At 31.3% G+C, this 25,041-nt stretch carries 30 protein-coding genes; 23 read left to right on the plus strand and 7 right to left on the minus strand.

Annotated elements, in window-relative coordinates:
* Positions 1-43 precede the first annotated feature (43 nt).
* Positions 44-502 carry a GyrI-like domain-containing protein gene (locus ACKTSU_RS04970; RefSeq protein WP_274634739.1) on the plus strand — a complete coding sequence of 153 codons (459 nt, stop codon included), beginning with the start codon at positions 44-46 and terminating at the stop codon, positions 500-502.
* A 41-nt stretch (positions 503-543) separates the two neighbouring features.
* Here the strand turns inward: ACKTSU_RS04970 and ACKTSU_RS04975 are convergent, their stop codons facing one another.
* Positions 544-933: a DoxX family membrane protein gene (locus tag ACKTSU_RS04975; RefSeq protein WP_408035250.1), complete on the minus strand. Its 390-nt coding sequence runs from the start codon at positions 931-933 to the stop codon at positions 544-546.
* A gap of 75 nt (positions 934-1,008) precedes the next feature.
* On the opposite strand from ACKTSU_RS04975, the gene ACKTSU_RS04980 reads away from it, so the two are divergent.
* The 13 genes from ACKTSU_RS04980 to ACKTSU_RS05040 all read left to right on the plus strand — a co-directional run bounded on the left by ACKTSU_RS04980 (position 1,009) and on the right by ACKTSU_RS05040 (position 12,301).
* Complete coding sequence (locus ACKTSU_RS04980) at positions 1,009-2,082, plus strand: esterase-like activity of phytase family protein (RefSeq protein ID WP_408035251.1); 1,074 nt, start codon at positions 1,009-1,011, stop codon at positions 2,080-2,082.
* 28 nt (positions 2,083-2,110) lie between these two features.
* The gene (locus tag ACKTSU_RS04985) at positions 2,111-2,623 is read left to right on the plus strand and encodes a DUF6913 domain-containing protein (RefSeq protein ID WP_408035252.1); all 513 of its coding nucleotides are present in this window, start codon (positions 2,111-2,113) and stop codon (positions 2,621-2,623) included.
* Positions 2,623-3,498 carry a 4-hydroxy-tetrahydrodipicolinate synthase gene (gene dapA / locus ACKTSU_RS04990; RefSeq protein ID WP_408035254.1) on the plus strand — a complete coding sequence of 292 codons (876 nt, stop codon included), beginning with the start codon at positions 2,623-2,625 and terminating at the stop codon, positions 3,496-3,498. The genes ACKTSU_RS04985 and dapA overlap by 1 nt, the downstream gene beginning before the upstream one ends.
* 106 nt (positions 3,499-3,604) lie before the next feature.
* Positions 3,605-4,117: a ferritin gene (locus ACKTSU_RS04995; protein WP_408035255.1), complete on the plus strand. Its 513-nt coding sequence runs from the start codon at positions 3,605-3,607 to the stop codon at positions 4,115-4,117.
* Positions 4,118-4,252: 135 nt separating this feature from the next.
* The gene (locus ACKTSU_RS05000; protein ID WP_408035256.1) at positions 4,253-5,065 is read left to right on the plus strand and encodes an outer membrane protein assembly factor BamD; all 813 of its coding nucleotides are present in this window, start codon (positions 4,253-4,255) and stop codon (positions 5,063-5,065) included.
* 3 nt (positions 5,066-5,068) lie between these two features.
* On the plus strand, positions 5,069-5,389 hold the full coding sequence (locus ACKTSU_RS05005; protein ID WP_274640446.1) for a DNA-directed RNA polymerase subunit omega: 321 nt from the start codon (positions 5,069-5,071) through the stop codon (positions 5,387-5,389).
* A 1-nt stretch (position 5,390) separates the two neighbouring features.
* A complete protein-coding gene (gene coaBC / locus ACKTSU_RS05010; RefSeq protein WP_408035258.1) occupies positions 5,391-6,602 on the plus strand; it encodes a bifunctional phosphopantothenoylcysteine decarboxylase/phosphopantothenate--cysteine ligase CoaBC in 1,212 nt (403 codons plus the stop codon).
* The gene (gene porD / locus ACKTSU_RS05015) at positions 6,595-7,485 is read left to right on the plus strand and encodes a type IX secretion system protein PorD (RefSeq protein ID WP_408035259.1); all 891 of its coding nucleotides are present in this window, start codon (positions 6,595-6,597) and stop codon (positions 7,483-7,485) included. The genes coaBC and porD overlap by 8 nt, the downstream gene beginning before the upstream one ends.
* A 247-nt stretch (positions 7,486-7,732) precedes the next feature.
* Positions 7,733-9,388 (plus strand): DNA repair protein RecN, encoded by a 1,656-nt coding sequence (gene recN, locus ACKTSU_RS05020; protein ID WP_408035260.1) that lies wholly within the window; start codon positions 7,733-7,735, stop codon positions 9,386-9,388.
* A 14-nt stretch (positions 9,389-9,402) separates the two neighbouring features.
* Positions 9,403-9,627: a hypothetical protein gene (locus tag ACKTSU_RS05025; RefSeq protein ID WP_408035261.1), complete on the plus strand. Its 225-nt coding sequence runs from the start codon at positions 9,403-9,405 to the stop codon at positions 9,625-9,627.
* 57 nt (positions 9,628-9,684) lie between these two features.
* Complete coding sequence (locus ACKTSU_RS05030) at positions 9,685-10,497, plus strand: enoyl-ACP reductase FabI (protein ID WP_274634730.1); 813 nt, start codon at positions 9,685-9,687, stop codon at positions 10,495-10,497.
* A 71-nt stretch (positions 10,498-10,568) separates the two neighbouring features.
* The gene (locus tag ACKTSU_RS05035) at positions 10,569-11,348 is read left to right on the plus strand and encodes a DUF3050 domain-containing protein (RefSeq protein WP_408035262.1); all 780 of its coding nucleotides are present in this window, start codon (positions 10,569-10,571) and stop codon (positions 11,346-11,348) included.
* Positions 11,348-12,301 (plus strand): glycosyltransferase, encoded by a 954-nt coding sequence (locus tag ACKTSU_RS05040; RefSeq protein WP_408035263.1) that lies wholly within the window; start codon positions 11,348-11,350, stop codon positions 12,299-12,301. Before ACKTSU_RS05035 ends, ACKTSU_RS05040 begins: the two co-directional genes overlap by 1 nt.
* A 49-nt stretch (positions 12,302-12,350) precedes the next feature.
* Here ACKTSU_RS05040 and ACKTSU_RS05045 read toward each other — a convergent pair whose 3' ends face one another.
* From ACKTSU_RS05045 to prfB, 3 genes are all read right to left on the minus strand, one after another.
* Positions 12,351-15,179, minus strand: coding sequence for a M16 family metallopeptidase (locus ACKTSU_RS05045; protein WP_408035264.1), 2,829 nt, complete (start codon positions 15,177-15,179; stop codon positions 12,351-12,353).
* Positions 15,180-15,299: 120 nt separating this feature from the next.
* Positions 15,300-15,641, minus strand: coding sequence for an arsenate reductase (glutaredoxin) (arsC, locus tag ACKTSU_RS05050; protein WP_408035265.1), 342 nt, complete (start codon positions 15,639-15,641; stop codon positions 15,300-15,302).
* Positions 15,642-15,660: 19 nt separating this feature from the next.
* Positions 15,661-16,755 carry a peptide chain release factor 2 gene (prfB, locus tag ACKTSU_RS05055; RefSeq protein WP_408035266.1) on the minus strand — a complete coding sequence of 365 codons (1,095 nt, stop codon included), beginning with the start codon at positions 16,753-16,755 and terminating at the stop codon, positions 15,661-15,663.
* A 36-nt stretch (positions 16,756-16,791) separates the two neighbouring features.
* On the opposite strand from prfB, the gene ACKTSU_RS05060 reads away from it, so the two are divergent.
* Positions 16,792-17,811: a threonine aldolase family protein gene (locus tag ACKTSU_RS05060; RefSeq protein ID WP_408035267.1), complete on the plus strand. Its 1,020-nt coding sequence runs from the start codon at positions 16,792-16,794 to the stop codon at positions 17,809-17,811.
* Between the two features lie 35 nt (positions 17,812-17,846).
* On the opposite strand, the gene ACKTSU_RS05065 is transcribed toward ACKTSU_RS05060, so the two are convergent.
* Positions 17,847-18,455, minus strand: a complete 609-nt coding sequence (locus tag ACKTSU_RS05065) for a hypothetical protein (RefSeq protein ID WP_408035268.1) — start codon at positions 18,453-18,455, stop codon at positions 17,847-17,849.
* Positions 18,456-18,459: 4 nt separating this feature from the next.
* The gene (locus ACKTSU_RS05070) at positions 18,460-18,954 is read right to left on the minus strand and encodes an RNA polymerase sigma factor (protein WP_408035269.1); all 495 of its coding nucleotides are present in this window, start codon (positions 18,952-18,954) and stop codon (positions 18,460-18,462) included.
* 150 nt (positions 18,955-19,104) lie between these two features.
* Between ACKTSU_RS05070 and ACKTSU_RS05075 the strand changes: the two genes are divergently transcribed.
* The 6 genes from ACKTSU_RS05075 to ACKTSU_RS05100 are packed head-to-tail and all read left to right on the plus strand — an operon-like array spanning position 19,105 to position 22,581.
* Positions 19,105-19,521: a DUF2141 domain-containing protein gene (locus ACKTSU_RS05075; RefSeq protein WP_408035270.1), complete on the plus strand. Its 417-nt coding sequence runs from the start codon at positions 19,105-19,107 to the stop codon at positions 19,519-19,521.
* A gap of 28 nt (positions 19,522-19,549) precedes the next feature.
* Positions 19,550-20,884, plus strand: a complete 1,335-nt coding sequence (locus ACKTSU_RS05080; RefSeq protein ID WP_408035271.1) for a 2TM domain-containing protein — start codon at positions 19,550-19,552, stop codon at positions 20,882-20,884.
* A gap of 1 nt (position 20,885) precedes the next feature.
* Positions 20,886-21,173, plus strand: a complete 288-nt coding sequence (locus ACKTSU_RS05085) for a 2TM domain-containing protein (RefSeq protein WP_408035272.1) — start codon at positions 20,886-20,888, stop codon at positions 21,171-21,173.
* 1 nt (position 21,174) lies between these two features.
* Positions 21,175-21,516: a 2TM domain-containing protein gene (locus ACKTSU_RS05090; RefSeq protein ID WP_408035273.1), complete on the plus strand. Its 342-nt coding sequence runs from the start codon at positions 21,175-21,177 to the stop codon at positions 21,514-21,516.
* Complete coding sequence (locus tag ACKTSU_RS05095) at positions 21,500-21,808, plus strand: 2TM domain-containing protein (RefSeq protein WP_408035274.1); 309 nt, start codon at positions 21,500-21,502, stop codon at positions 21,806-21,808. The genes ACKTSU_RS05090 and ACKTSU_RS05095 overlap by 17 nt, the downstream gene beginning before the upstream one ends.
* A gap of 17 nt (positions 21,809-21,825) precedes the next feature.
* Positions 21,826-22,581, plus strand: coding sequence for a LytR/AlgR family response regulator transcription factor (locus ACKTSU_RS05100; RefSeq protein ID WP_299001227.1), 756 nt, complete (start codon positions 21,826-21,828; stop codon positions 22,579-22,581).
* Here the strand turns inward: ACKTSU_RS05100 and ACKTSU_RS05105 are convergent.
* Positions 22,571-23,086 (minus strand): flavodoxin family protein, encoded by a 516-nt coding sequence (locus ACKTSU_RS05105; protein ID WP_408035275.1) that lies wholly within the window; start codon positions 23,084-23,086, stop codon positions 22,571-22,573. The two genes, ACKTSU_RS05100 and ACKTSU_RS05105, sit on opposite strands and share 11 nt — an antisense overlap.
* 124 nt (positions 23,087-23,210) lie before the next feature.
* On the opposite strand from ACKTSU_RS05105, the gene ACKTSU_RS05110 reads away from it, so the two are divergent.
* Both ACKTSU_RS05110 and ACKTSU_RS05115 read left to right on the plus strand, forming a co-directional pair.
* Positions 23,211-24,086, plus strand: coding sequence for a PPK2 family polyphosphate kinase (locus ACKTSU_RS05110; protein ID WP_408035276.1), 876 nt, complete (start codon positions 23,211-23,213; stop codon positions 24,084-24,086).
* 70 nt (positions 24,087-24,156) lie between these two features.
* Complete coding sequence (locus ACKTSU_RS05115) at positions 24,157-24,987, plus strand: exonuclease domain-containing protein (protein ID WP_408035277.1); 831 nt, start codon at positions 24,157-24,159, stop codon at positions 24,985-24,987.
* The last annotated feature ends 54 nt before the right edge of the window (positions 24,988-25,041 follow it).

Here is a 25,041-nt window from a genome sequence, read left to right on the forward strand (position 1 = left end):
ACATAGTGGGGGTTTATTTTTGTTGAAAATTAAAAAACAAAAGATGAATACAGAACAAAAAGAACCGTTTTACATTGTTGGAATTTCAGTAAGAACTACTAACGAGAATCAACAAGCAGCAAAAGATATACCTGCTTTATGGCAGCGATTTATGTCAGAAAATATAGCTGAACAAATACCTAACAAATTTTCAAATGAAGTATATGCTGTGTATACCGATTATGAATCAGATTATACCAATCCATACACAACAATTATTGGTTGTAGGGTAAATGAAATTGGTAATATCTCCGAAGGATTGGTGAGTAAAAGAATAGAAGCTCCTAAATATAAAAAATATGTAGTCAAAGGAGACTTAGCTAATAATATTGTGTACAATAAATGGTTGGAGATTTGGGATGAAGAAATAAATAGGGCTTATACTTCCGATTATGAAATTTATGGAGCAATGGCGTCAGATTCAACAAATGCAGAAGTAGAAATATTTATAGGAGTAAATTAATAAAAAGGACAGTTGTAAAACTGTCCTTTTTAATTGTAAAATTATAGATTCTTTCCAGTAAAAGGAATGATTTTTCGATAGGAAAACAATAAAATCAATCCTGAAATTAAAGTAACAATGGCGCTAGTAAATAAAGTGCCTCCGTCACCATTATGTTCAATACCTATAATAGTTAAGTGACTCATAATTGCACCAAACATTAAACCTACGGTTAGTAAAGCACCCAACCAGTTTTTTTTAGGAGTAAATAAAAGTACAGAAGCAATTAACTCTAAAACACCTGTACTTATTCTCATATAAGCTTCGTTATTTCCTGCTATTTTGGTAAATAAATCAATGCTTTCTTGTGCTCCAGTGAATTTGAAAAATAATGTTTGAAGCATAATAATAGAAGCTATTAACTTTAAAATTAAAAGAATATGTTTTTTCATGTTTGATAAAATCTATTAGGTTAGACGCTATAAATTTTAATGCTTACATAAACTAAAAACAATACTTTTGTAGGTATGAAAAAAATAGCAATAGCCTTGTCAGTTTTTGGTTTACTAGCGTGTAAACAACAAAAAACCTCACTTAAATTTTTAAATGAATACGTAGTAAAAGATTCTTTACAGATTGATAATACCGTAATAGGAGGAATTTCAGGAATCGACTATTATAATAATCAATATTATATGGTTGTTGATGACGCGGCACATCCGAGGATTTTGATAGGTGATATTGTTGTTAAAAATGACTCGATTCAATCGGTAAGTTTTGAAAAAGTTATTGTAGTTGATACTGTTAGTCAGTTTACTAAAAACCATGTGTTAGATTTAGAGTCTATTTTTATTCAAGACGGAATAATTAATCTAACAAGTGAAGGTTCAATTCAGTATAAAAAAGATCCGAGTATTTTTCATATAGATACAAAAGGGAATTTTATAAATGAGGTAGTTATACCAAATTACTTCAAATCTACTTCAGAAGCAAAACCTAAACACAATGGAGTTTTTGAAGGTTCATCAAAAAGTATTGATGATAAAGGTTTTTGGGTAGCAATGGAAGCTCCGTTAGAGGCAGATGGGGAAGAACCAACATTTCATGAGACACAATCACCTGTTAGAATAACTTATTACGATAAGAACACAAAAGAAGCAACTAAACAATATGCTTACCAATTAGAAAAGATTGATAAGCCTGCTAAGGGAAATGTGAATTTAAATGGAGTAACTGCTATTTTAGAGTATAAAAAAGATCATTTTTTTATCATCGAAAGAATTTATCAAAGTGGTTATGGAAGTCACGGAAATGTAGTTAGAATTTTTAAAGCTACGATTGATGATGCTTCAACAAATACACTAGCTACAGAATCATTGAAAAATGAAAAATATACACCATTAAAAAAAGAGTTATTACTAGATTTTAGCACTGTTGAAAGTCAACTAACAGACGGAATTATAGATAATATAGAAGCAATTACTTTTGGTCCAACCTTAGCTAATGGAAATAAATCGTTAATTCTAGCTTCAGATGATAACTTTCAAGTGTATGGCAAACAATTGAATCAGTTTTTATTGATAGAAATTGAAGAGAAATAAATAAATTAGCTACCCCTAATTTTCATACATGATAAGTACATTAAAAAGTAAATCTATTCAAAAAGAATACGATAAGTTAATAGCTAAACAAGGTAAAAGACCGCATAAGAGTTCTCAGGTTAAAAAAGTAGCGATTTTGTTAGATAATGAGGCTTTGGTAAATGTTGTGTTAGCAAATTTAGCAAACAACTTTCCGTTTAAAAATGAAGATGTTGCGGTATTGGTATTTAGAGAATATTCTAAGAAAGATGAGCCTTCACCACAGTTTTTTACTGAAAAAGATTTAGGATTTAAAGCGAGTTTAAAATCCGACAATTTGAAAGATTTCGTTAAAAATGATTACGACTTACTTATAAACTATACAAAAGCCTCCAACTTATTAACGAATGTAATAACTTTGTTGTCGCAAGCAGATTTAAAAGCTGGTTTTGCTGAAATTGATGACAGGTTATACGATATTGTTGTGTCTGACGAAGGTTTTAATGAAGCGGTTTTAAATCAAGAGTTAAAAAAATATCTAACGATTTTAAATAAAATATAATGCAAAAGTTTGTAGGAACAGGAGTGGCTTTGGTAACTCCTTTTAACGAAGATTTAAGTGTAGATTTTGATGCACTTAGAAAGTTAGTAAACTATAATATTGAAAACGGTACAAACTATTTAGTAATAAATGGAACTACTGGAGAGAGTGCAACCATTACTAAGGAAGAAAAATTAGAAATAATAAAGGTTGTAATTGAAGAAAACAATGGTCGTTTACCTTTAGTTTTAGGAGTTGGAGGAAACAATACGCAAACAGTTGTTGAAGAGTTACAAACGTTAGATTTAACTGGTATCGATGGGATTTTATCGGTAGCGCCATATTATAGCAAACCAACTCAAGAAGGTTTTTATCAGCATTATAAAGCAGTTTCTTTAGCAAGTCCTAAACCAATTATTTTGTATAATGTTCCTGGAAGAACTGCAAAAAATATGGAGCCAGCGACTACCTTACGATTGGCAAGAGACTTCGAAAATATCGTTGCTGTTAAAGAGGCAGGAAATAATCAACAACAGTATTATGAGTTGTTAAAAGATAAACCAGAAGGTTTCTTAGTAATTTCTGGGGATGATGATTTAGCTTTAGGTGTAGCTTTAGCTGGAGGATCAGGAGTTATTTCTGTAATCGGACAAGCATTACCAAAAGAATTTTCAAAAATGATTCAGTTAGGATTAGAAGGAAAAGCAAAAGAAGCGTATGAAATACATTATCAATTAATGGATATTATAGGCTTAATCTTTGCTGAAAACAATCCAGCAGGAATCAAAGCAGTATTACAAAAATTAGGAATTTGTTTAGATGAAGTGCGTTTACCATTGGTAAAAGCTTCAGAAGAATTACAAACTGAAATTTCAGATTTTATCGACAAGATGTAATTTTTCTAAATAAAATTTAAAAATACAAAAGACTACAATTTCGTTATTGTGGTCTTTTTTTAGCATCTTTGTATAAAGATTACAGTTTACAATTAAAACAGAAAATATGTTATCAAAAGTAATAGAGAAAGCATTAAACGATCAGATAAGAGTAGAAGCAGAGTCTTCACAAATATATTTAGCAATGGCATGTTGGGCAGAAATTCAAGGTTTTGAAGGTGTTGCGCAATTTATGTATGCACATTCTGATGAAGAGCGTATGCACATGTTAAAGTTAGTAAAGTTTGTAAATGAACGAGGAGGACATGCACATGTTTCAGAATTAAAAGAACCACCAGCAAAGTTTGGATCTTTTAAAGATATGTTTCAAACATTATTTGATCATGAAGTAATGGTGTCGCAATCAATTAATGATTTAGTGCATATTACCTTACAAGAAAAAGACTACGCTACACATAATTTCTTACAATGGTATGTGTCTGAACAAATAGAAGAAGAGGCGTTGGCACGTAATATTTTAGATAAAATTAATTTAATTGGAGACGATAAAGGAGGTTTGTATTTGTTTGATAATGATGTGAAGCAAATTGTAGCACAAACATCAGCTGCAGCTCAGTAATAAGATTAACAAACATTTAGTAACTTTTTTGAAAATTTATAAGAGATTTTATAGTTTCTTGTAAAACTCTATTTTAGAGTAAAAAAATCGTTTTAATAATCCATAATTAATCACTAATTTTGCCAGATGCAAAAAATGAAAAATCTAGCGTATATTGTTGTGATGCTTTTAGTACTAACTTCATGTGGAGAGTACCAAAAAGTATTAAATAAAGGAACTGTAGAAGATCAATACAAAATGGCTGTGAAAATGTACGAAGCACAAAAGTACGGAAAGGCCTTACGATTGTTTGAGAAAATTGTACCTTCCTATAGAGGAAAACCTCAAATGGAACGCATTCAATTTATGATAGCACAATCTAATTTTAATGAGAAAAACTACAGTTTAGCTGGTTATTATTTTAATAGATTTACAGGGAATTACCCAAAGAGTTCTAAGCAAGAAGAAGCGGCTTTTTTATCAGCATTAAGTTATTACAAAGCAGCTCCAAGTTTTAGTTTAGATCCAACAGATACAAACAAAGCGTTAGAGTCTTTTCAAAAGTTTATAGATGCTTATCCAGATTCTGACAAGCAAGAAGAGGCAAATAAATATTACACAGAGTTACGCTCAAAATTAGAAAAGAAATATTTCGAAATAGCAAAAACATATTATAAAACTGCAGATTATGATTCGAGAAATTACAAGGCGGCTATCGTTGCATTTGATAATTTATTAGAAGATTATTTAGGAACCAAGTATAAAGAAGAAGCTTTGTACTATCGTTTAAAAGCAGCGCATGATTTTGCAATGAAGAGTACGCAACGTAGAAAAGCAGAAAGAATAAAAGAAGCAGTAAAAGCGTACGACAAGCTTAAAAGAAACTTCCCAGAATCAAAATTCATGGAAGAATCAAACGAAATGTTAGCAACATTAAACAAAGAACAAGAACAATTAGTTAAAGGTTAAAAAATGGATTATAAAGAAACGAAAGCGCCGTTAAGTACTATAACTTATAATAAAGAAGCTATCGAGGCTCCAACGCATAATATTTATGAAGCTATTTCTATTATAGCAAAGAGAGCTACACAAATTAATTCTGATTTAAAAAAGGAGTTAGTAGATAAGTTAGATGAGTTTGCTACTTATAACGATAGTTTAGAAGAAGTTTTTGAAAACAAAGAGCAAATCGAAGTTTCTAAATTTTATGAGCGTTTACCTAAGCCACATGCTATTGCGGTAGAAGAGTGGTTAAACGACAAGGTATATTATAGAACTCCAGAGACAAAATAATATGTCTGTACTAAGCGGTAAAAAAGTTTTACTTGGTGTTACCGCCGGTATAGCGGCATACAAAACAGCGAACTTAGTTCGCTTATTTATAAAATCGGGCGCAGAAGTCAAAGTAATTATGACTCCTGCGTCTAAAGATTTTATAACACCTCTTACACTTTCCACCTTATCAAAAAATCCAGTTCATTCTACTTTTTATGATAAAGAAGATGAAAATGAATTGTGGAATAATCATGTAGATTTAGGTTTGTGGGCAGATTTAATGCTAATAGCACCAGCTACTGCAAATACCTTGTCTAAAATGACAAATGGTACTTGCGATAATTTATTATTGGCAACCTATTTATCAGCAAAATGTCCAGTATATTTTGCACCTGCGATGGACTTAGATATGTATCAACATCCATCAACAAAAACTAGTTTAGAAAGCTTACAAAGTTTTGGGAATATCTTAATCCCTGCTACTTCGGGTGAATTAGCAAGCGGGTTGGTTGGAGAAGGTCGTATGGCTGAACCAGAAGATATTGTTGACTTTATAGAGAAAGATATTGTATCTAAACTACCACTTCATGGGAAAAAGATGCTAATTACTGCAGGTCCAACCTACGAAGCGATAGATCCTGTTCGTTTTATTGGAAACCATTCCTCTGGTAAAATGGGATTTGAAATTGCAAAAACAGCGGCAAACTTAGGAGCACAAGTGTTTTTAGTAGCAGGACCTTCTCATCAACAAGTAAACCATTCATTTATTCATAGAATAGATGTGAAGTCAGCACAAGATATGTATGAAGCGTGTCATAAGTATTTTGCTGAGGTTGATATAGCTGTGTTATCGGCAGCAGTTTCAGACTATCGACCAAAAAATGTAGCTACTCAAAAAATAAAAAAGAAAGAAGCAGCGTTAAGTATTGAGTTAGAACCTACTAAAGATATCTTAAAATCTCTAGGAGAAATTAAGAGAAATCAGTTGTTAGTTGGGTTCGCCTTAGAAACGAACGATGAGGTACAAAACGCAAAAAGTAAGCTTACACGCAAAAATTTAGATTTTATTGTATTAAATTCGTTACGTGATGAAGGTGCTGGTTTTGCAACCAACACCAATAAAATTACAATTATTGATGCTGATTTGGACGAAAAATCATTCGATTTGAAGTCAAAAAAAGAAGTATCAAAAGATATCGTTAACGAAATAATACAAAAATTAGATGCGTAAATTAGCCTTTATAGTTTTTCTTTTTTCAATTGTTTTTTCTTCTCATTCACAAGAATTAAATGCTACGGTAATTATCAATTCAGATAAAGTACAAAGCAGCAATAAACAAGTATATCAAACCTTACAAAAAGCGTTAACAGAGTTTATCAATGATAAACAATGGACGAACCGAAATTTTAAACAGCAAGAGCGCATCAACTGTGCATTTAATATTATTATAAACGAACAAAATGGAAGTAACTTTTCAGGGACTTTACAAGTACAGTCTACACGACCAGTTTATAACTCTACCTATGCAACGCCAGTTTTAAATATTAACGACACGAATTTTAACTTTCGTTATAATGAGTTTGATCCGCTAATTTATAATCCAACCGTTTACGAGTCTAATTTAATTTCTATGATAGCTTTTTATGCGTATACGATCATAGGAGTTGATGCTGATACCTTTGCTTTAAAAGGAGGAGAAAGCTATTTGAAGCAAGCAGAAAGTATAATGTTGTTAGCACAATCTAGTGGAGAATCAGGATGGCAAAATGAAGTTGGTAAGCAAAATCGTTTTGCTTTGATAGATAACTTGTTGTCTTCAAAGTTTAGCGCGCTGCGTAGTATTTATTACAACTACCACCGTAATGGGTTTGATAACCTTGCGGATAATAAAAATTCAGCAAAAGAAGCTATAGAAAAAAGTGTTTTAGATTTAGATAAACTATTTAATATAGCTATAGGAAACTACATGATTCGTGTTTTTTTAGATGCAAAAGGAGATGAAATTGTAAATGTTTTTTCAGATGGAATTCCGTCTAAAAATCAATCACAAATGCTTACTGTTTTAAATAGAATTGCTCCGACCTATAAAAGCAGGTGGAAAAATATTAAGTAAAATGAAGTTTAGAAAAATAGTTTTATTTTCAGTTCTAATCTTGCTTATAATATTTGTTACGGTAAAAGGAATAGTACTTGATGGAGACTTAACAAAGTTTGACCATGTATTACTACTAATTATTTTCTTGTTTTTAATATTAAAAGAGAAAGTTTATAAACTGTTGAAAATTCAATAGACTTCCTTAGTTTTTGGTCGATATAATTCAATCAAAATCCTTACTTTTATTCCTTTTAAAGAATAAAATTTGTTAACACATTTATCCATACAAAACTACGCGCTAATCAATCAGTTATCGATTGATTTTACAAAAGGTTTATCTATCATTACTGGTGAAACTGGAGCTGGAAAATCTATTTTATTAGGAGCTTTAGGTTTAGTAATGGGTAATCGTGCCGATTTATCGTCACTTAAAGACACTGAAAAAAAATGTGTAATTGAAGCGCAATTTTCGGTTGAAGGCTATGATTTACAAGAATTGTTTGCAGAGTTAGATGTAGATTATGAAGTAGAGACGATTATTAGAAGAGAAATTTTGCCTTCAGGAAAATCACGTGCTTTTGTAAACGATTCACCAGTTACCTTATCTGTATTATCAGCTTTAAAATCAAAGTTAATAGATATTCATTCGCAACATCAAACTTTGCAGTTATCGGACGAGAGTTTTCAGTTTTCTGTAATTGATGTTTTAGCGAAAAATCAAGCTAAAATAGCCTCTTATAAAAGAGGAGTACGTGCCTATAACAAATTAAAAAAAGAGTTAAAACTTCTTCAAGAAGAAACTGAAAAATCAAAAGAACAGTACGAGTACAATTTACACTTGTTTAATGAACTTGAAGAAGCAAAATTACAAGTAGGTGAGCAAGAAGTTTTAGAAGAAAAATTAGATAAATTAAATAATATAGAAGATATAAAACTGAATTTATCGGAAGCTTTAAGTGTTTCAGTAAATGAAGAAATTGGTCTTCAAACCTTATTACTTTCTCTAGAAAATAAACTACAGAAAATAAGCTCATATTCTAAACAGTATGAAGAGTTAGCCAATCGTGTAACAAGTGTTAAGATTGAGTTAGATGACGTGATAACTGAATTAGAAGGAGCGAATGAAGAAGTAGAATTCAATCCGAATGAAATAGAAGAGTTGAATGATAGGTTACAATTAATTTATAACCTTCAAAAGAAGCATTCAGTAGCGACGGTAACTGAGCTACAAGAAATCCATGAGTCGTTAAGTAAGAAAGTAGCACAAGTTGAAGACGCTGGAGGATTGATAGGAAAAAAGGAAGCAGAAATTAAAGAAGTTGCTAAAAAGCTTGATGAAGTAGCAAATATGATTACTACTTCGAGAAATAAAGTCATTCCAAAGTTGAAAAAAGAATTAGAATACCTCTTATCAGAATTAGGAATGCCAAATGCTCGTTTTGCTATCGAATTACAACCTTCCGAAGATTATTTATCTAACGGAAAAGACAATTTAGAGTTCTTGTTCTCTGCCAATAAAGGAGGGAATTTTGGTGAATTGAAGAAGGTGGCATCTGGTGGAGAATTGTCAAGAATCATGCTGTCCATCAAAAAAATATTATCAGAAAATATACAATTACCAACGATTATTTTTGATGAAATAGATACAGGAGTTTCAGGTGAAGTTTCTAACAAAATAGCAAAAATAATGCAGGATATGGGAGCGAATATGCAGGTAATAACTATTACACATTTACCACAGATAGCTTCAAAAGGAGTACAACACTATAAAGTATTTAAAGGAGAAGAAGCAGGAGTTACTACTTCAAATTTAAAACTATTATCAGAAAGTGAGCGAATTAGGGAAATTGCAGAGATGCTAAGTGGTAAGGATGTTTCTGAAAGTGCATTGACCCATGCTAAGGAATTATTAGCATTATAACTAATAAGAAATAAATGAAATACTTAATTGTTTCTGTTTTAATAATACTTTTTTTAGCCTTTCTGTATTGGGCTTATTTACCTGATTATAAAAGAGACCCCAAAGAGTTTAGAAGGACTATAATAGGTATGCCAATTGGAATGCTATTAGGAGGCTTAGGCTTCGATGTGTTAAATGATATGATAAAAAGATGGGCGATGGATAAGGGAGAAAAAGATAAAAAGAAAGATAAGAATTAACAATTAGTAATATATTTGTTTTCTAAACGAACAACGATAGACTAAAATATTTTAAATATGTATAATTTATTAAAAGGAAAAAAAGGAATTATTTTTGGAGCATTAGATGAAAATTCTATTGCATGGAAAGTTGCTGAACGTGCTCACGAAGAAGGGGCAGAGTTTGTATTAACCAACGCACCAATCGCTATGCGTATGGGAGGTATCAAAGATTTAGCAGCAAAAACCGGATCTGAAATTATTCCTGCTGACGCTACTTCTATGGATGATTTAAACAACTTAGTTGAAAAGTCTATGGAAATTTTAGGAGGTAAAATCGATTTCGTTTTACATTCAATCGGTATGTCAGTAAATGTACGTAAAGGAAAACACTATACAGATTCTAATTACGATTTTACAACGAAAGGATGGGACGTTTCAGCGGTATCTTTTCACAAGGTAATGAACGTTTTATACAACAAACAAGCTATGAACGAGTGGGGAAGTATTGTTGCATTAACGTATATGGCAGCACAACGTGTATTCCCAGATTATAATGATATGGCTGATAATAAAGCGTATTTAGAAAGTATTGCTCGTAGTTTTGGATATTTCTTTGGAAGAGACCACAAAGTACGTGTAAACACAATTTCTCAATCTCCAACTCCAACAACAGCAGGTCAAGGAGTAAAAGGATTTGACGGGTTTATTTCGTATGCTGAAAAAATGTCTCCATTAGGAAATGCTACAGCGTTAGAATGTGCAGATTATACAATCTCATTATTCTCAGACTTAACTAAAAAAGTAACTTTACAAAACTTATTCCATGATGGAGGTTTCTCTAACATGGGAGTAAGTGATGCAGTAATGGAAAGATTTACTGAAGAGTAAGATCTTTACTGAAATAGAATATAGATAAAATGCAAATCGTTAGATTTGCATTTTTTATTGATAGCTACAAAATGAACAATATTTTACAGATAGAAAAGGAGTTAGCACCGTTAAGACGACAGTTAAAAGAGCATGAATTGTACAATTCGTTACATCATATTGACGATGTAAAATTATTTATGGAATCGCACGTGTTTGCTGTATGGGATTTTATGTCATTGCTAAAAGCGCTACAGCGAGAGCTTACTTGTGTAGCCTTACCTTGGTTACCTGCTGTAAATACAAAAACAGCGCGATTTATTAATGAAATAGTGCTAGGTGAAGAAACTGATGTAAATGAGTTAGGAGAGCCTAAAAGTCATTTTGAGATGTATATTGATGCTATGCGTCAAGCTGGAGCGAGTACTTCTCAAATTTCAAGCTTTATTTCATGTATTATTGACGGAAAGCCTGTTGAGCAAGCTCTAGAAAATTGTTCGATTATTAATGAAGTAAAAGACTTTGTAAATTTTTCTTTTGAGGTTATCAAAACTGGACAAGCGCATATTATTGCATCAAGTTTTACCTTTGGAAGAGAAGATGTGATTCCTGATATGTTTTTAGAAATTGTAAAGAATACGGAAGAAAAAGAAGGTAGTTCATACAGTAAATTGACGTATTATTTAAATAGACATATTGAGCTAGATGGTGATGAACACGGACCGTTATCATTACAAATGATTGAAGAGTTGTGTGGAGAAGATCAGCAAAAGTGGGATGATGTGTTATATTACGCGAAAGAATCATTACAGAAAAGAATTCAGCTTTGGGATGGAATAGCTAAGCAAATAAACAAAAGAGTTTTAGTGTAATGGACTTGCAGTTTTCAATAATAGTACCTGTTTATAATCGACCTCAAGAAATTGAGGAGTTGTTGGAAAGCTTAACTAAACAAGAGCTGAAAGACGATTTTGAGGTATTAATTGTTGAAGATGGTTCAGAAAATTCATCTGAAGAAATTGTAAAGAAATACACTTCTGAACTTAATCTAAACTATTTTTATAAGGAAAATAGCGGAGCAGGAGCGAGTCGTAATTACGGAATGGAGCGAGCATCAGGAAATTATTTTATTATTTTAGATTCTGATGTAATTGTTCCGCCTCAATATCTTTCCGAAGTAAAAAAAGCGTTAGAAGAAAATTATACGGATGCTTTTGGAGGTCCAGATGCAGCGCATCCTAATTTTACAGCTTTACAAAAAGCAATTAATTATTCGATGACTTCGGTTTTAACTACAGGAGGAATTCGAGGTAAGAAGAAATCTGTAGGGAAATTTCAACCAAGAAGTTTCAATTTGGGTTTGTCTAAAGTAGTTTTTGAAAGAACAAAAGGTTTTTCAAACATGAAAGCAGGAGAAGATATTGATTTAACTTTTCGTTTGTGGGAAAACGGTTTTGAAACGCAACTAATAGATAAAGCTTTTGTATATCATAAACGTAGGAGTACTATTAAACAGTTTTTTAAACAAACGTTTGCTTTTGGTACAGCAAGACCCATTTTAAATAAAATGTACCCTGAAACAACTAAATTAACGTATTGGTTTCCGAGTTTGTTTATTATAGGAATTGATATTGCCATCATCGTGGCTTTTTTTGGGTATTGTCAATTATTAGCTTTTTATGGATTTTATTTTACCTGTATTTTTTTAGATTCTCTAATTCAAAATAAAAATCTAAAAGTAGCTTTGTTGAGTATAGTTACAACCATTACACAGTTTTATGGTTACGGATTAGGTTTTTTAGAGTCTAGATTTTTTAAAAAATAAAAAGCCCCCAATTTCTTGAGAGCTTTTGTAAGTTGTTATGTGTTGAGAATTATTTCTCAGGATTTAAAATTCCTAAGATATATCCGTTAGTTAAATATTTCTTGGCTACTTTTTGAATGTCTTTTGTAGTTAAAGAGTTTACACTTTCTTCAAAAGAGGCTACGTCTGAAACATCGTTGTTTTGATAATCTATATTTTTAATAGTGCTTAACCAAAAACGATTCTTTTTAAGATCTTCTTTGTAGTCAGCAATCATTCCCTTTTGAGCTTTCATTAAATCTTCTTTTGTAGGTCCATTTTTAACTACAGAAGCAACTTCAGCAACTGAAATGTTCTTTAATTTTTCAACATTTTCAGGTGCACAAGGGTATGAAATTGTGAAGTTATACCAACCGTAAGGCATTTTGTTTATACTACCACGAGCACCAGCAGAATAAACACCACCTTCTTGCTCACGTAGTTTTTCAATTAACTTAATTCCTACAACTTCTCCTAAAACTTTAAAAGCTAAAGCATCTTTTTTGTTGTATTTCGCTTCTCCTTGGTAGGTAATGCGAACGTTACTTTTAGGATCTTTTCCTTTTTCTACTATCTTAGTGTGTGAACCTGATAAAGGTCTGAAATCAGTAACATTATATTTTTCGTTTGAATTTTTTCCTGGTAAACCAGCAATATATTTAGTTGCATACTCAGCAAGTTTCTTTTCATCAATATTTCCTACAAAATAGAAGTTAAAGTCTCCAGCATCTGCAAAACGCTCTTGGTATTTTTGATAAGCCAAGTTGTAATCAGCGGCTTCGTATTTTTCAGGAGAAGGAAAACCTGTATAACGAGGATCTTTACCGTAAGCAAATTCACTCATTTCTTTTTGGAAAAAGAAATTAGGACTAGCTAATAAGTTTCCTAAGAAACTTTTTTGTTTGTTTACATAAGAACCAAATGCTTTTTCATCTTTGTTTAAAGAGGTGAAGTACAAGTGTACCATTTGGAATAATTCTTCTAGATCTTTAGGAGTAGCAGAACCTCTAAATCCTTCACTTATTCCACCGATATAAGGAGAAACACGAACGATTTTACCAGACATCATTTTAGATAAATCTGTTTTAGAGAAACCATTAATTCCTGCTTCAGAAAGTCCGCTATTTGCAAAAGCAGTAGCTTTTAATTCTTCATCAGAGTATAACGAAGTTCCACCGAAACTAAATGCTTCAAATAAAATTTCATCGTTTTTAAAGTCAGTTTTCTTATAAGTAATCTTAGCCCCGTTACTTAAAACCATCGTTTTTGTACCTAAATCTTTGTTTTCAATAACCTTAGTAATAGTACCAGGAGTTGGTTGCTTTGTAATTAAAGAAGCAGCTACAGCTTTATCTTCATAAGGTTTTAACTCTTTAGTTTTAACGTTGTTTAAAGCATCTAATACCTGTTGTTCAGTTACTACTTTTTTAGGTCCAGTAATAACTACAACACGGTTATCATCATGTAAATAGTTTTTAATTAAGCTATTTACTTCTTCTAATTTTACAGAAGGCACTAACATTTGGTGTGCTTTGTATTCCCACTCGATACCTGGAATTGGCTCTTGCTCTAGGAAATTGTTTACATATTGACCAATAATTCTGCTAGACTCTCTTTTGTCTTTGTCTTTAAAAGCCTTTTCCATACGAGCATTAACGCTCATTTTTGCACGATCTAATTCTCCTTGTTGGAAACCGTATCTTTTAACACGCTCGCTTTCATCTAATAAAGCTTGTAGTCCTTTTAATTGACCATCGGCACTTACACTTGCTCTTGATTGGTAAGCTTCTTTACCACGAGCCCATGTTCCACCATGATAACTGAACCCGTAAACAAAAGGAGGGTTTTCGCTATTACGTAATTCGTCTAAACGATTATTAATCATTTCAGCAAATAGCGATTGAACAATTGAATTTCTGTAATCAGCAACAGTTGTTTCTGGTTTTGCTTCATCATAATCTTTGTACATTAACTGTACACTAGCAAAAGGAGCTTCTTTATCAGCTTCAATCGCGATAAAAGTTTCTTTGTGATTTTTTAATGGAGCAACTTCTCTTTTACGAGGATTTTTAACTGCAGGTATTTTACTAAAGTGTAATTTGATTTTTTCTTCTAAAACGTCAACACTTACATCACCAACAGCTACAACAGCCATTAAATCTGGACGATACCAATCTTTATGAAAGCGACGAATACTTTCGTGTTTAAAATTTTCTATGTTTTCTTTAGTACCGATAGGTAATCTTTCAGCATATTTAGAACCATGCATTACTTTTGGTAAATACTTTTCTAACATACGGCTGTCAGCTCCTCTACGAGAACGGTATTCTTCTAAAACTACACCACGCTCTTCGTCAATGTCTTTTCCTTCTAGTAAAGCACCATGCGCCCAATCTTCAAGAATTTGAAATCCTTTTTCTAGTTTTTCTTGGTCATCACTTGGAATAGGCAAGATGTATACAGTTTCATCAAAACCTGTATAAGCGTTTAAGTGTGCTCCAAACTTTACTCCGATAGACTGTAAATAATCTACCAATTCGTTCTTTTTAAAGTTTTTGGTACCATTAAAGTTCATGTGCTCCATAAAGTGAGCCAGCCCTAACTGGTCATCATCCTCTAAAATAGAACCTGCATTTACAACTAATCGTAATTCTACTTTGTTGGCTGGTTTCGGATTCTGTTTGATGTAGTAGGTCATTCCGTTTGATAGTTTTCCTATCTTAACTGAAGGATCAGTCGGAATGTTCATAGCAGTTACTTTTTCTTTTTTGTTTAGCTTTTGTTGTGTTTCTTTTAAAGCTTGACTATACCCCGTGGAAATAATGAAGGCCAGGGATAGCCCTAATACTACTTTTTTCATAGTGAATGAATTTTTAATTTGAGAGCAATTTACATGGAATTATTAATAAACTAAAGAATTAGTTATTTAAATTGTGTTAAAATAAAAAAGCTCCCAAATTTTTGAGAGCTTTTAAAATAATTAGATAATTTCTTTGATAGTTTCAGGCGGACGACCAATCACCGCTTTGTTACCGTTAATAACGATTGGACGTTCTATTAATTTTGGATTACCAACCATTGCTTTGATAATTTCTGAATCTGATAGTTCTTTTCCTTTATATTCCTCTTTCCAAATTTTTTCATTTTTTCGAACTAAATCAATCGGAGAAATATTTAATAAACTAATGACTTCTTTTAACTCTTCAGTAGAAGGAATAGTATCTAAATATTTTACAGTTTCAAACTCTTTACCAGAGTTTTCTAAAATTTCTAAACCTTGTCTTGATTTAGAACAACGTGGATTGTGATATATTTTTATCATTATTAAGAGTTTTATAGTATTAATCTTCTTTTTGCCCCATCATCATTAAATAGGCTTTTAAAAACGGATTGATGTTTCCGTCCATTACAGCATCTACATTTCCTGTTTCATGAGCTGTACGGACATCTTTCACCAATTTATATGGGTGCATTACGTAGTTACGGATTTGGCTTCCCCACTCATTTTTCATTTTGTTGGCTTCAATTTCATCACGAGCAGCCAATCGCTTTTGTAATTCAATTTCATATAGTTGAGATTTCAACATTTGTAACGCAGTAGCTCTGTTATCGTGCTGCGAACGTGAATTAGAACACTGAATTTGAATTCCTGTAGGTTTGTGTACTAGTTGTACTTTTGTTTCAACTTTGTTTACATTTTGCCCACCAGCTCCACTAGAACGTGCTGTAGTAATTTCAATATCGGCAGGGTTTACTTCAATTTCGATAGAATCATCAGCAACTGGATATACATATACAGAAGCAAAGGAAGTATGACGTTTAGCATTACTATCAAAAGGAGAAATACGCACCAAACGATGCACGCCATTTTCACCTTTTAACCATCCGAAAGCATAATCACCTTCAAATTCTAAAGTAACTGTTTTAATACCAGCTACATCACCTTCTTGATAGTTCAAGGTCTTTATTTTGTAGCCTTGTTTTTCTGCCCACATGGTGTACATACGTGTTAACATTTCTGCCCAATCACAACTTTCAGTTCCACCTGCACCTGCAGTTATTTGTATAGTGGCACTCAAACTATCTCCTTCTTCAGAAAGCATGTTTTTAAACTCAATATCTTCTAAAAAAGTAGCTGTTTTTTTATATTGCTCTTTAACTTCACTATCCTCTACATCTCCTTCTTTGTAAAAATCGTACAAAACTGTTAAATCGTCGTTCATAGCCACAACAGTATTGTAATCTTCTACCCATTTTTTCTTAAAACGAAGGGATTTCATAACAGCTTCTGCTTCTTTTGGATTGTTCCAAAAATCAGGATTTGCTGTTTTTTCTTCTTCATTTGAAATTTCAATTAACTTCTTGTCAATTTCTAAATATCCTTTTAACTTGCCAATTCGTTCAGCGATATTTTTAAGCTGTTCGTGTGTAATCATAGATGCAAAAATACATTTTAAAAATCGTAGTTAGAAATGGAAATAAACTTAATAAGTGATACTGTAACAAAGCCAACTCAAAGAATGTTGGAAGCAATGATGAGAGCTAAGGTAGGAGATGATGTTTTTAAAGCAGATCCAACAGTTAATTTGTTACAAGAAAAAGTAGCGGATATGTTTGGAATGGAAGCTGCGTTATTTTTTCCTTCGGGAACCATGGCGAATCAGACAGCGATTAAGATTCACACACAACCAGGAGATAGAATGTTTTGTGATAAATGGGCTCATGTATATAATTATGAAGGAGGTGGAGCAGCATTTAATGCAGGAGTAACTTCTTGTTTAATTGATGGAAATAGAGGAATGTTTACGGCGGAACAATTAGAAAGTGTAGTAACAGGTAGGAATGATATTCATACTCCGTTTAACCGTTTGGTATGTGTTGAAAATACTACCAATAAAGGAGGAGGAGCTTGTTGGGATTTTGAAGAGTTACAAAAGATTCAAAGAGTAGCAAAAGCAAATGATTTGGCGTATCATTTGGATGGAGCACGTTTATTTAATGCTTTGATAGCAAAAAATGAAACTCCGAAACAATATGGGGAGTTATTTGATACAATTTCAATCTGTTTATCAAAAGGTTTAGGAGCTCCAGTAGGTTCTGTGTTAGTAGGAAGCAAAGCACATATTGAAAAAGCCTTACGTGTACGTAAATTGTTTGGTGGAGGAATGCGACAAGCAGGCTTTTTGGCAGCTGCTGGAATTTATGCGTTAGATAATCAAGTAGAACGTTTAGCTGAAGATCATCAAAAAGCAAAGGAAATAGGAAAAATCCTAGAAAGCTGTTCGTATGTAAAGAAGGTTGAACCTATTGAAACGAATATTGTTATTTTTTATGTTGAAGATTCAATAAAGCCAGATGATTTTATGAAGCAAATGGGAGATAAAGGAATATTACTAATCTCTATGGGAGAAGGGAAAATTCGTATTGTAACACATTTAGATTATACTGATGAGATGCATGAGAAATTATTAGAAGAGTTGAAGTTATTTTAAATAAAAAGAGAGGTTGTAAAACAACCTCTCTTTTTTTAGTTTAACTCTTCAAGTTTAGCTAACTCTTTGTAGTTTTTATTCAGCTTACGTAACAAAATACCATATAGTAATTGGTAAAAGCACCATAAAATTATAACCATAATGATTAATAACACGATAGTAACAATTATAGAAACTAAAATTTGTTTAGAATTAAATTCAGGATGAGTTTTAAGTGTAGCAATAGAAACAATAACTCCAAAAATAAAAACATATAACAAATTAAATAAAACATAGTACTTTACAGTTTTTCTTGTTTTAATAATCTTGTCCATTAAAGTTTTTGTTGAGTCGACTACAGATATACTTTTATAATTTAAATAAAACTTAATCAAAAAATAGAATAGTATTGGGTAAAGAACAAATTGTGAATAAAACATGAAGTTGTATAATCCAAGTTGTCTGTATTCGTTGTAGGCTTCTTCCATATCAACAACAAAATATAAAGAGTTCAATAAAACAAATTCTAAAATTCCAATAATAAAAATCCATTTTACTATTGATGATGACTTGGAATGTGCCATCTTATAAATATCAACTTTAGAAACTTTACGTGTTTCTTCTGGTTGATTTTCCCAAGCTTTTTTATATTTATCTAAATCCATTAACTTATGGGTTTAATACTTTTTTTAATTTATCCTTTGCTCTGTTCATTTTTACTCGAGCGTTTACTTCACTAATACCTAAAGTGTCAGAAATTTCTCTGTAAGATTTATCTTCCAAATACAAAAAGATTAGCGCTTTATCAATATCATTTAATTTACGTATTGCACTGTATAGTGCTTTTAATTGTAACTCTTCTGTGTCGTCATAATCCTCTGCTTTAATTTTAAAAGAATATTCTGTGATATCTTGTGTTTGTATAGTTCTAGTTGATTTACGATATAAAGAAATTGCAGTGTTAAGTGCTACACGATACATCCATGTACTAAATTTTGCATCTCCTCTAAATTTGCTGTAATTTTTCCATAGTTGAATAGTGATTTCTTGAAACAAATCATTGTGAGCATCTTGGTCAGTCGTGTAAATTCTACATACCTTATGTACAATGTTTTGATTGGCTTCGAAATCGTCTAAAAATTTATTTTCTAGTTCTTTTTCCACAAAGTTTGATAAAGTTGATATGTTATAAGTAGCCTAAAAATACAAATTGTTACAACTCATCCTAAAAAAAATACAATTCAGTTTGTTTTTGTTTTTAAAAGCTGATTTCTAGAAGAGATTTGTACAAGAATTAACCATAAAAACAACATTATGAAATTTTTCACACACATTTTAATCGTAATAGTAGTGTTTACTGTCGAAACAATTTCTGCTCAAAAACAGAACATCACAGCTACAGTTGTTAACGCAACATCAGATGTTGGAAACATCAAATATGCGTTATATACTAAAGAGAATTTTAGAAAAGAACCAGTACAAGCAAAAGAAGCGAATATTAAGGAAGGAAAAAGTACTGTAGTATTTGAAAATATACCTGCAGGTGAATATGCAATTATTTGTTTTCACGATGCAAATAATAATAACAGAATGGACTTTGAACCTAACGGAATGCCTTTAGAAGATTATGGAGCATCAAATAATAATTTATCTCGTTTTGGTCCTCCACGATATGAAGAGGCTAAGTTTTTAGTTAGAGATAAAGATGTATCTTTCGAAATAAAATTTTAAGAATCATATGAAACCCTCATCAAAAATAATGTTTAAGAGTTTTAAAAGTGATGTTTGGATTTGCTTAAAACTTACGATTGTTTTCGGTATAGTTTTTACGCTAATAAATCAAGCATTTACTTTAAAAGAAGCAGGGTTAGTGTTTTTATTTTCAGGAATGTATTCATTTATCCTTGGATTAGGTAATGGTATTATTAATGATTATTTAAGTGCTAAGTGGGATTGGGTTACACAAACCAATCAGCGAGTTTGGTGGGGAATTATAGCAACGGTAATTTATACGATAGTAGCAGTTTTAGGAATACATTACATTCAGTATTTTGTAATATTTTCAAATAAGATAGAAAACTTTTTTACAGGGCAATTTCTATGGATGCACTTATTTGCCATTATTCTTTCCTTAGGAATTGCAGCTTTTTTTCATGCAAAAGGTTTCATAGTAAACTGGAAAAAATCTATAAAACAAGAAACTACTCAGCATGAAATAGTAGCAAAAACTGAAACGGCAAAGTTTGAAACTTTAAAAAGTCAGATAGACCCACATTTTTTATTCAATAGTTTAAATGTGTTGACTTCTTTAATAAGTGAAAATCCGAAACAAGCAGAGAAGTTTACAACAAAACTATCAAAAGTATATCGCTATGTACTGGAGCAACGAAATAAAGAACTAGTACCAATTCAAGAAGAATTACAATTTGCCAAAACCTATATGGAATTATTGCAAATGCGTTTTGAGGAAGCAGTAAAGTTTACAATACCTGAAGAAGTAAGTAATTTTGAGTTAAAGATAGTTCCGTTATCACTTCAATTGTTATTAGAAAATGCGGTGAAGCACAATGTAGTTTCGGCTTCAAAACCTTTAGAGATACGCATTTTTGAAGAAGACGGATTTCTAAAAATTCAAAACAATATCAATCCGAAAGAAGCTATTGGAAAAAGCACAAAAGTAGGGTTGAGAAATATAGCAGATCGTTACGGTTTAATAACCGATAGAAACGTTCAAATAATTAATAATAACAAAACATTTACAGTGTGTTTACCGCTGTTAATTGATATAAAAAATAGTATTATGGGTACAAAAAGCTTAGAAAATAGTAATTATGTAAAAGCAGTAGAAAGGGTAGAAAAATTAAAAGAGTTTTATCAAAATTTAGTTTCGTACTGTATAGTTGTTCCTTTTTTAATATTTATTAATCTAAAAACGTATTCAAGATTCCAATGGTTTTGGTTTCCGATGATAGGTTGGGGTATAGGATTGGTTTTTCACTACTTAGAAGTAAATAATTATAATTTATTTTTAGGAAAAAACTGGGAAGAGCGTAAGATTAAAGAATTAATGGAAGAAGAAGAAAAATACAAATAAGATGGAAAGAGATTATACATTAGAATATAAATACGCGAAAGCAAAGAAAAAGGTAGAAAAAATAAAGGGGTTATACATTCATCTTATAGTAACTGTGTTAATTATACCAGTATTGATTTTTATAAACTTAAAGTTTGTGCCTAGTTACCATTGGTTTTATTTTCCAACTATAGGAATGTTTTTAGGGTTGTTTTTTCATTGGTTTGGTGTTTTTGGAATGGAAAAAATAGGTTTAGGTAAAGACTGGGAAGAAAAAAAGATAAACGAATATTTAAACAAACAAGAATAGTATGGAAAGAGATTATTCAGAAGAACAAAAATATCTATTAGCTAAAAAGAGAGTAGATAAAATAAAAGGTTTTTATACACATTTGTTAGTTTATGTAGCTGTAAATATCTTTATATCTATAGTAATTATTGTAGGTTTGATGAAAGATGATAATCATACGTTTGTTCAAGCAATCAGTAACTTTGGAGTATATGCCACTTGGCTGTTTTGGGGAATAGGAATGGTTTTCCATTGGTTAGGAGTATTCGGAACAAAATCTTTCTTTAGTAAAAATTGGGAGGAACAAAAAATTAAAGAATATTTAGAAGAATTAAAAAGGAAAGAAAATGGAAGTTTTAAATAAAGAGGAAAAATACATAAAGGCTAAAGAAAGAGTAGAGGAAATTAAAAAATTCTACAAGCATTTAGCGGTTTATATACTAATAAACTTATTTTTTATAGGAAGAAGAATATATAAAGATATTGTATACCGAGATGAATCAATTTTAGATGCTTTTTTAGATATAAATAATTATAATTTGTTCTTTTGGTGGGGAGTCGTAGTATTTATACACGGATTTAGTGTTTTAGGAAAAGACAAGTTGTTTTCAAAAAACTGGGAAGAGCGAAAAATTAAAGAATATATGAAGCAATAATTACTGAGAATAAAACGATGAATGTTATAATTATTGAAGACGAAAAGCCAGCAGCAAGAAGATTAAATAGAATGTTAGCAGAATTGAATATAGAGGTTCAGCAAATGCTACACTCGGTAGAAGAGTCTATAAATTGGTTTCAGAATAATGAACACCCAGATTTAATTTTCTTAGATATTCAACTTTCTGACGGATTATCATTTGAAATTTTTGAAGAAGTAACTGTAAAATCAGCCATCATTTTTACAACGGCTTATGATGAATATGCATTAAAGGCATTTAAATTAAATTCTATTGATTATCTCCTAAAACCAATAGATGAAGACGAGTTAAGAGTAGCGGTAGATAAGTTTAAAGAATATCAGCCTTTACAAAGTAACATACACGTTAATATAAATGACATTCGTAAGTTGTTAATAAACCCAGTAGATAGAAAGTACAAAAAACGATTTACGATAAAAGTTGGGCAACATTTAAAAATTATAAATATTGAAGATATAGAATGCTTTTATTCAGAAAACAAAGCAACTTATATTCATACCAATTCTAATAGAAATTATTTAATTGACAATTCACTAGAATACTGGCAAGAGCAGTTAGACCCTGAACAGTTTTTTAGAGTAAATAGAACTTTTGTAGTACAAATAAATGCGATTAAAGATATTGTATCTTATACAAACTCTCGCTTACAATTAAAGTTGGAGTCTTATAATAATTCTGAAATAATTGTAAGCAGAGAGCGAGTAAAAGATTTTAAACATTTTATTGAGTAAGTATAGTTCTAAAAGTATCAATTTTATCGGCAGCTTCAGGATGAATGTTTTCTCCATCTTCAGTAAACCAAGAGTGAGTACTTCCAAGGTAATTCATTCCCAGGTAATTAGCACTTTCAATAAAAGGCATTTCAAATCCGTTTTTCAGATCGTTTTGACCTGAGTTACTAATCATCGCCATGTTTTTACCTCGTAATAGCCTTCCTAAGTCTTTTTTGTATTTTAACAAGTCAGACAGACGATCAAAAAATATTTTTAAAGTAGCACTCATTGTATACCAGTAAACAGGGGTTGCAAAAACAATCGTATCATAGTTATTAATAACTTCTTCCATAACAGGAATAAAATCGTCATTAGCATTGCTAAAGTCATATTCAAAAACACCAATATTTTTTGTTTTTAAGTCGATAACATCAAAAGAGTTGTTGCTGTTGAGGTAGTTAATAACTCTGTTTGTATTTCCGTTACTTTTAGAGCTTGCTTGTATTATTACAGTTTTTTTCATTTTGTAGATTTATTTTGATGTTAAAACTCTAAAAATAATTAAGACTAAAGCGACGTTCTTAATTGTAAAAATTGATAATAACCAAGAGAAAATCAATGCTAGAAGTCTATATTTTTGTACTTTTATGCTAAAATTAAGAGGAAAAATGGATGTAAACGCATACAAGTTTGAAAAGGGAACTGATTTAAAAGACTATGCTACAAAAGAGATAGACGAAGATGCTAAAAAGAAATTAAAAAAAGCGCGAAAAAAAATTAGTGAACTACAAGATACGATGTATGCAGAAGGTAAGTATAGCGTCTTACTTTGTTTACAAGGTATGGATACTGCTGGAAAGGATAGTTTAATACGTGAAGTTTTTAAAGATGTTAATGCGCGTGGGGTAGTAGTACATAGTTTCAAAGTACCAACGGAATTAGAATTAAAGCATGACTTTTTGTGGCGTCATTATATAGCCTTACCGCCTAAAGGAAAAATAGGGGTTTTTAATCGTACACATTATGAAAATGTGTTAGTAACGAGAGTGCATCCTGAATATGTATTTGCAGAAAATATTCCGACCGTAAAAAGTTTAGAAGATTTAGATGATGCGTTTTATCATAGAAGAATGGAACACATTAATCAGTTTGAAAAGCATATTTCAGAAAACGGAACTATTATCTTAAAGTTCTTTCTAAATGTTTCAAAAGAAGAACAAAAAAATAGATTATTACGACGTTTAGATATTCAAGAGAAAAACTGGAAATTTTCCGCAGGAGATTTAGAAGAAAGAAAATTGTGGAATAATTACCAAGAGTGTTATGAAGATTTGTTGCAGCGCACGTCAACGAATTATGCTCCTTGGTACGTTATACCAGCAGATGATAAACCAACAGCACGTTATATTGTAGCAAAAACTTTAGAAAAAGAGTTAGAGAAATATGGTTTTAAAGAACCAACGTTACCAAAAAAAGTCTTAGATCAAATAGACGAATTTAAAAAGCAATTAAACAACGAATAATATATAGAAAAGGCAATAAAAGAGTATTTAAAGTAAATAGAGTCATTGCCTTTTAACCCTTAATTTAAAAATGAATTTAAACTTAACCAAACCCATTGTATTTTTCGATTTAGAAACTACAGGAATCAACATAGCTAAAGATAGAGTTGTAGAAATATCAATTTTAAAAGTATTTCCAAACGGAAATAAAGAAAGTAAAACATGGTTAGTAAATCCTGAAATAGAAATTCCAGCAGAGGCAACAGCAGTACATGGAATTACAAATGAAAAAGTGGTAACTGAACCAACCTTTAAAGAGCTAGCGGATAAGATTAACGATATGATATCTGATGCAGATTTAGCAGGATTCAATTCCAACCGATTTGATATTCCTCTATTAGCAGAAGAATTATTACGCGCAGGTATTGATTTTGACATGAACAATCGTAAAGCAGTTGATGTGCAAACAATTTTCCATAAAAAAGAACAACGTACGCTAAGTGCAGGATATCAGTTTTACTGCGGAAAAGATTTAGAAGGAGCACACTCTGCTGAAGCAGACACAAATGCTACGTATGAGATTTTATTAGCTCAAGTTGATAGATATGACGATTTAGAAAACACTGTTGAAGCATTAAGTGAGTTTTCTACTCATGGTAAAAGAGCAGATTTTGCAGGATTTGTATTGTTTAACGATGATGACCAAGAAATTTTTTCTTTTGGGAAGTATAAAGGAAGAACAGTAGAAGAAGTGTTAAAAGAAAATCCAGGATATAACGCATGGATTCAAAATGCGGATTTTCCATTATACACTAAAAAGGTATTACGAGAAATTAAAGAACGAATGTCTGTACCAAAGAAAGAAACTATGACGGATGAGGAAAAATTACAGGCTTTACAACAAAAGTTTAATTTAAGGTAACCTTTAACATTTATTTTTAGTAATTATCTAAGTTGTTTTTTTAATTTAGATACA

Source organism: Tenacibaculum aestuarii (genome assembly GCF_964510395.1).
Lineage (GTDB): Bacteria > Bacteroidota > Bacteroidia > Flavobacteriales > Flavobacteriaceae > Polaribacter > Polaribacter aestuarii.

Excerpts from the sequence above, each read along its gene's own strand:
- ACKTSU_RS05065 (WP_408035268.1), bottom strand. The coding sequence starts at position 18,455 with ATGGATTTAGATAAATATAAAAAAGCTTGGGAAAATCAACCAGAAGAA.
- coaBC (WP_408035258.1), top strand. The coding sequence starts at position 5,391 with ATGTCTGTACTAAGCGGTAAAAAAGTTTTACTTGGTGTTACCGCCGGT.
- ACKTSU_RS05040 (WP_408035263.1), top strand. The coding sequence starts at position 11,348 with ATGGACTTGCAGTTTTCAATAATAGTACCTGTTTATAATCGACCTCAA.
- ACKTSU_RS05110 (WP_408035276.1), top strand. The coding sequence starts at position 23,211 with ATGCTAAAATTAAGAGGAAAAATGGATGTAAACGCATACAAGTTTGAA.
- prfB (WP_408035266.1), bottom strand. The coding sequence starts at position 16,755 with ATGATTACACACGAACAGCTTAAAAATATCGCTGAACGAATTGGCAAG.
- ACKTSU_RS05005 (WP_274640446.1), top strand. The coding sequence starts at position 5,069 with ATGGATTATAAAGAAACGAAAGCGCCGTTAAGTACTATAACTTATAAT.
- ACKTSU_RS05085 (WP_408035272.1), top strand. The coding sequence starts at position 20,886 with ATGGAAAGAGATTATACATTAGAATATAAATACGCGAAAGCAAAGAAA.
- ACKTSU_RS05080 (WP_408035271.1), top strand. The coding sequence starts at position 19,550 with ATGTTTAAGAGTTTTAAAAGTGATGTTTGGATTTGCTTAAAACTTACG.
- arsC (WP_408035265.1), bottom strand. The coding sequence starts at position 15,641 with ATGATAAAAATATATCACAATCCACGTTGTTCTAAATCAAGACAAGGT.
- ACKTSU_RS05100 (WP_299001227.1), top strand. The coding sequence starts at position 21,826 with ATGAATGTTATAATTATTGAAGACGAAAAGCCAGCAGCAAGAAGATTA.
- ACKTSU_RS05090 (WP_408035273.1), top strand. The coding sequence starts at position 21,175 with ATGGAAAGAGATTATTCAGAAGAACAAAAATATCTATTAGCTAAAAAG.
- ACKTSU_RS04975 (WP_408035250.1), bottom strand. The coding sequence starts at position 933 with ATGAAAAAACATATTCTTTTAATTTTAAAGTTAATAGCTTCTATTATT.
- ACKTSU_RS05025 (WP_408035261.1), top strand. The coding sequence starts at position 9,403 with ATGAAATACTTAATTGTTTCTGTTTTAATAATACTTTTTTTAGCCTTT.
- ACKTSU_RS04985 (WP_408035252.1), top strand. The coding sequence starts at position 2,111 with ATGATAAGTACATTAAAAAGTAAATCTATTCAAAAAGAATACGATAAG.
- ACKTSU_RS05030 (WP_274634730.1), top strand. The coding sequence starts at position 9,685 with ATGTATAATTTATTAAAAGGAAAAAAAGGAATTATTTTTGGAGCATTA.
- ACKTSU_RS04970 (WP_274634739.1), top strand. The coding sequence starts at position 44 with ATGAATACAGAACAAAAAGAACCGTTTTACATTGTTGGAATTTCAGTA.
- dapA (WP_408035254.1), top strand. The coding sequence starts at position 2,623 with ATGCAAAAGTTTGTAGGAACAGGAGTGGCTTTGGTAACTCCTTTTAAC.
- ACKTSU_RS04980 (WP_408035251.1), top strand. The coding sequence starts at position 1,009 with ATGAAAAAAATAGCAATAGCCTTGTCAGTTTTTGGTTTACTAGCGTGT.
- ACKTSU_RS04995 (WP_408035255.1), top strand. The coding sequence starts at position 3,605 with ATGTTATCAAAAGTAATAGAGAAAGCATTAAACGATCAGATAAGAGTA.
- ACKTSU_RS05105 (WP_408035275.1), bottom strand. The coding sequence starts at position 23,086 with ATGAAAAAAACTGTAATAATACAAGCAAGCTCTAAAAGTAACGGAAAT.
- ACKTSU_RS05060 (WP_408035267.1), top strand. The coding sequence starts at position 16,792 with ATGGAAATAAACTTAATAAGTGATACTGTAACAAAGCCAACTCAAAGA.
- ACKTSU_RS05115 (WP_408035277.1), top strand. The coding sequence starts at position 24,157 with ATGAATTTAAACTTAACCAAACCCATTGTATTTTTCGATTTAGAAACT.
- ACKTSU_RS05045 (WP_408035264.1), bottom strand. The coding sequence starts at position 15,179 with ATGAAAAAAGTAGTATTAGGGCTATCCCTGGCCTTCATTATTTCCACG.
- ACKTSU_RS05000 (WP_408035256.1), top strand. The coding sequence starts at position 4,253 with ATGAAAAATCTAGCGTATATTGTTGTGATGCTTTTAGTACTAACTTCA.
- ACKTSU_RS05095 (WP_408035274.1), top strand. The coding sequence starts at position 21,500 with ATGGAAGTTTTAAATAAAGAGGAAAAATACATAAAGGCTAAAGAAAGA.
- ACKTSU_RS05035 (WP_408035262.1), top strand. The coding sequence starts at position 10,569 with ATGAACAATATTTTACAGATAGAAAAGGAGTTAGCACCGTTAAGACGA.
- ACKTSU_RS05075 (WP_408035270.1), top strand. The coding sequence starts at position 19,105 with ATGAAATTTTTCACACACATTTTAATCGTAATAGTAGTGTTTACTGTC.
- porD (WP_408035259.1), top strand. The coding sequence starts at position 6,595 with ATGCGTAAATTAGCCTTTATAGTTTTTCTTTTTTCAATTGTTTTTTCT.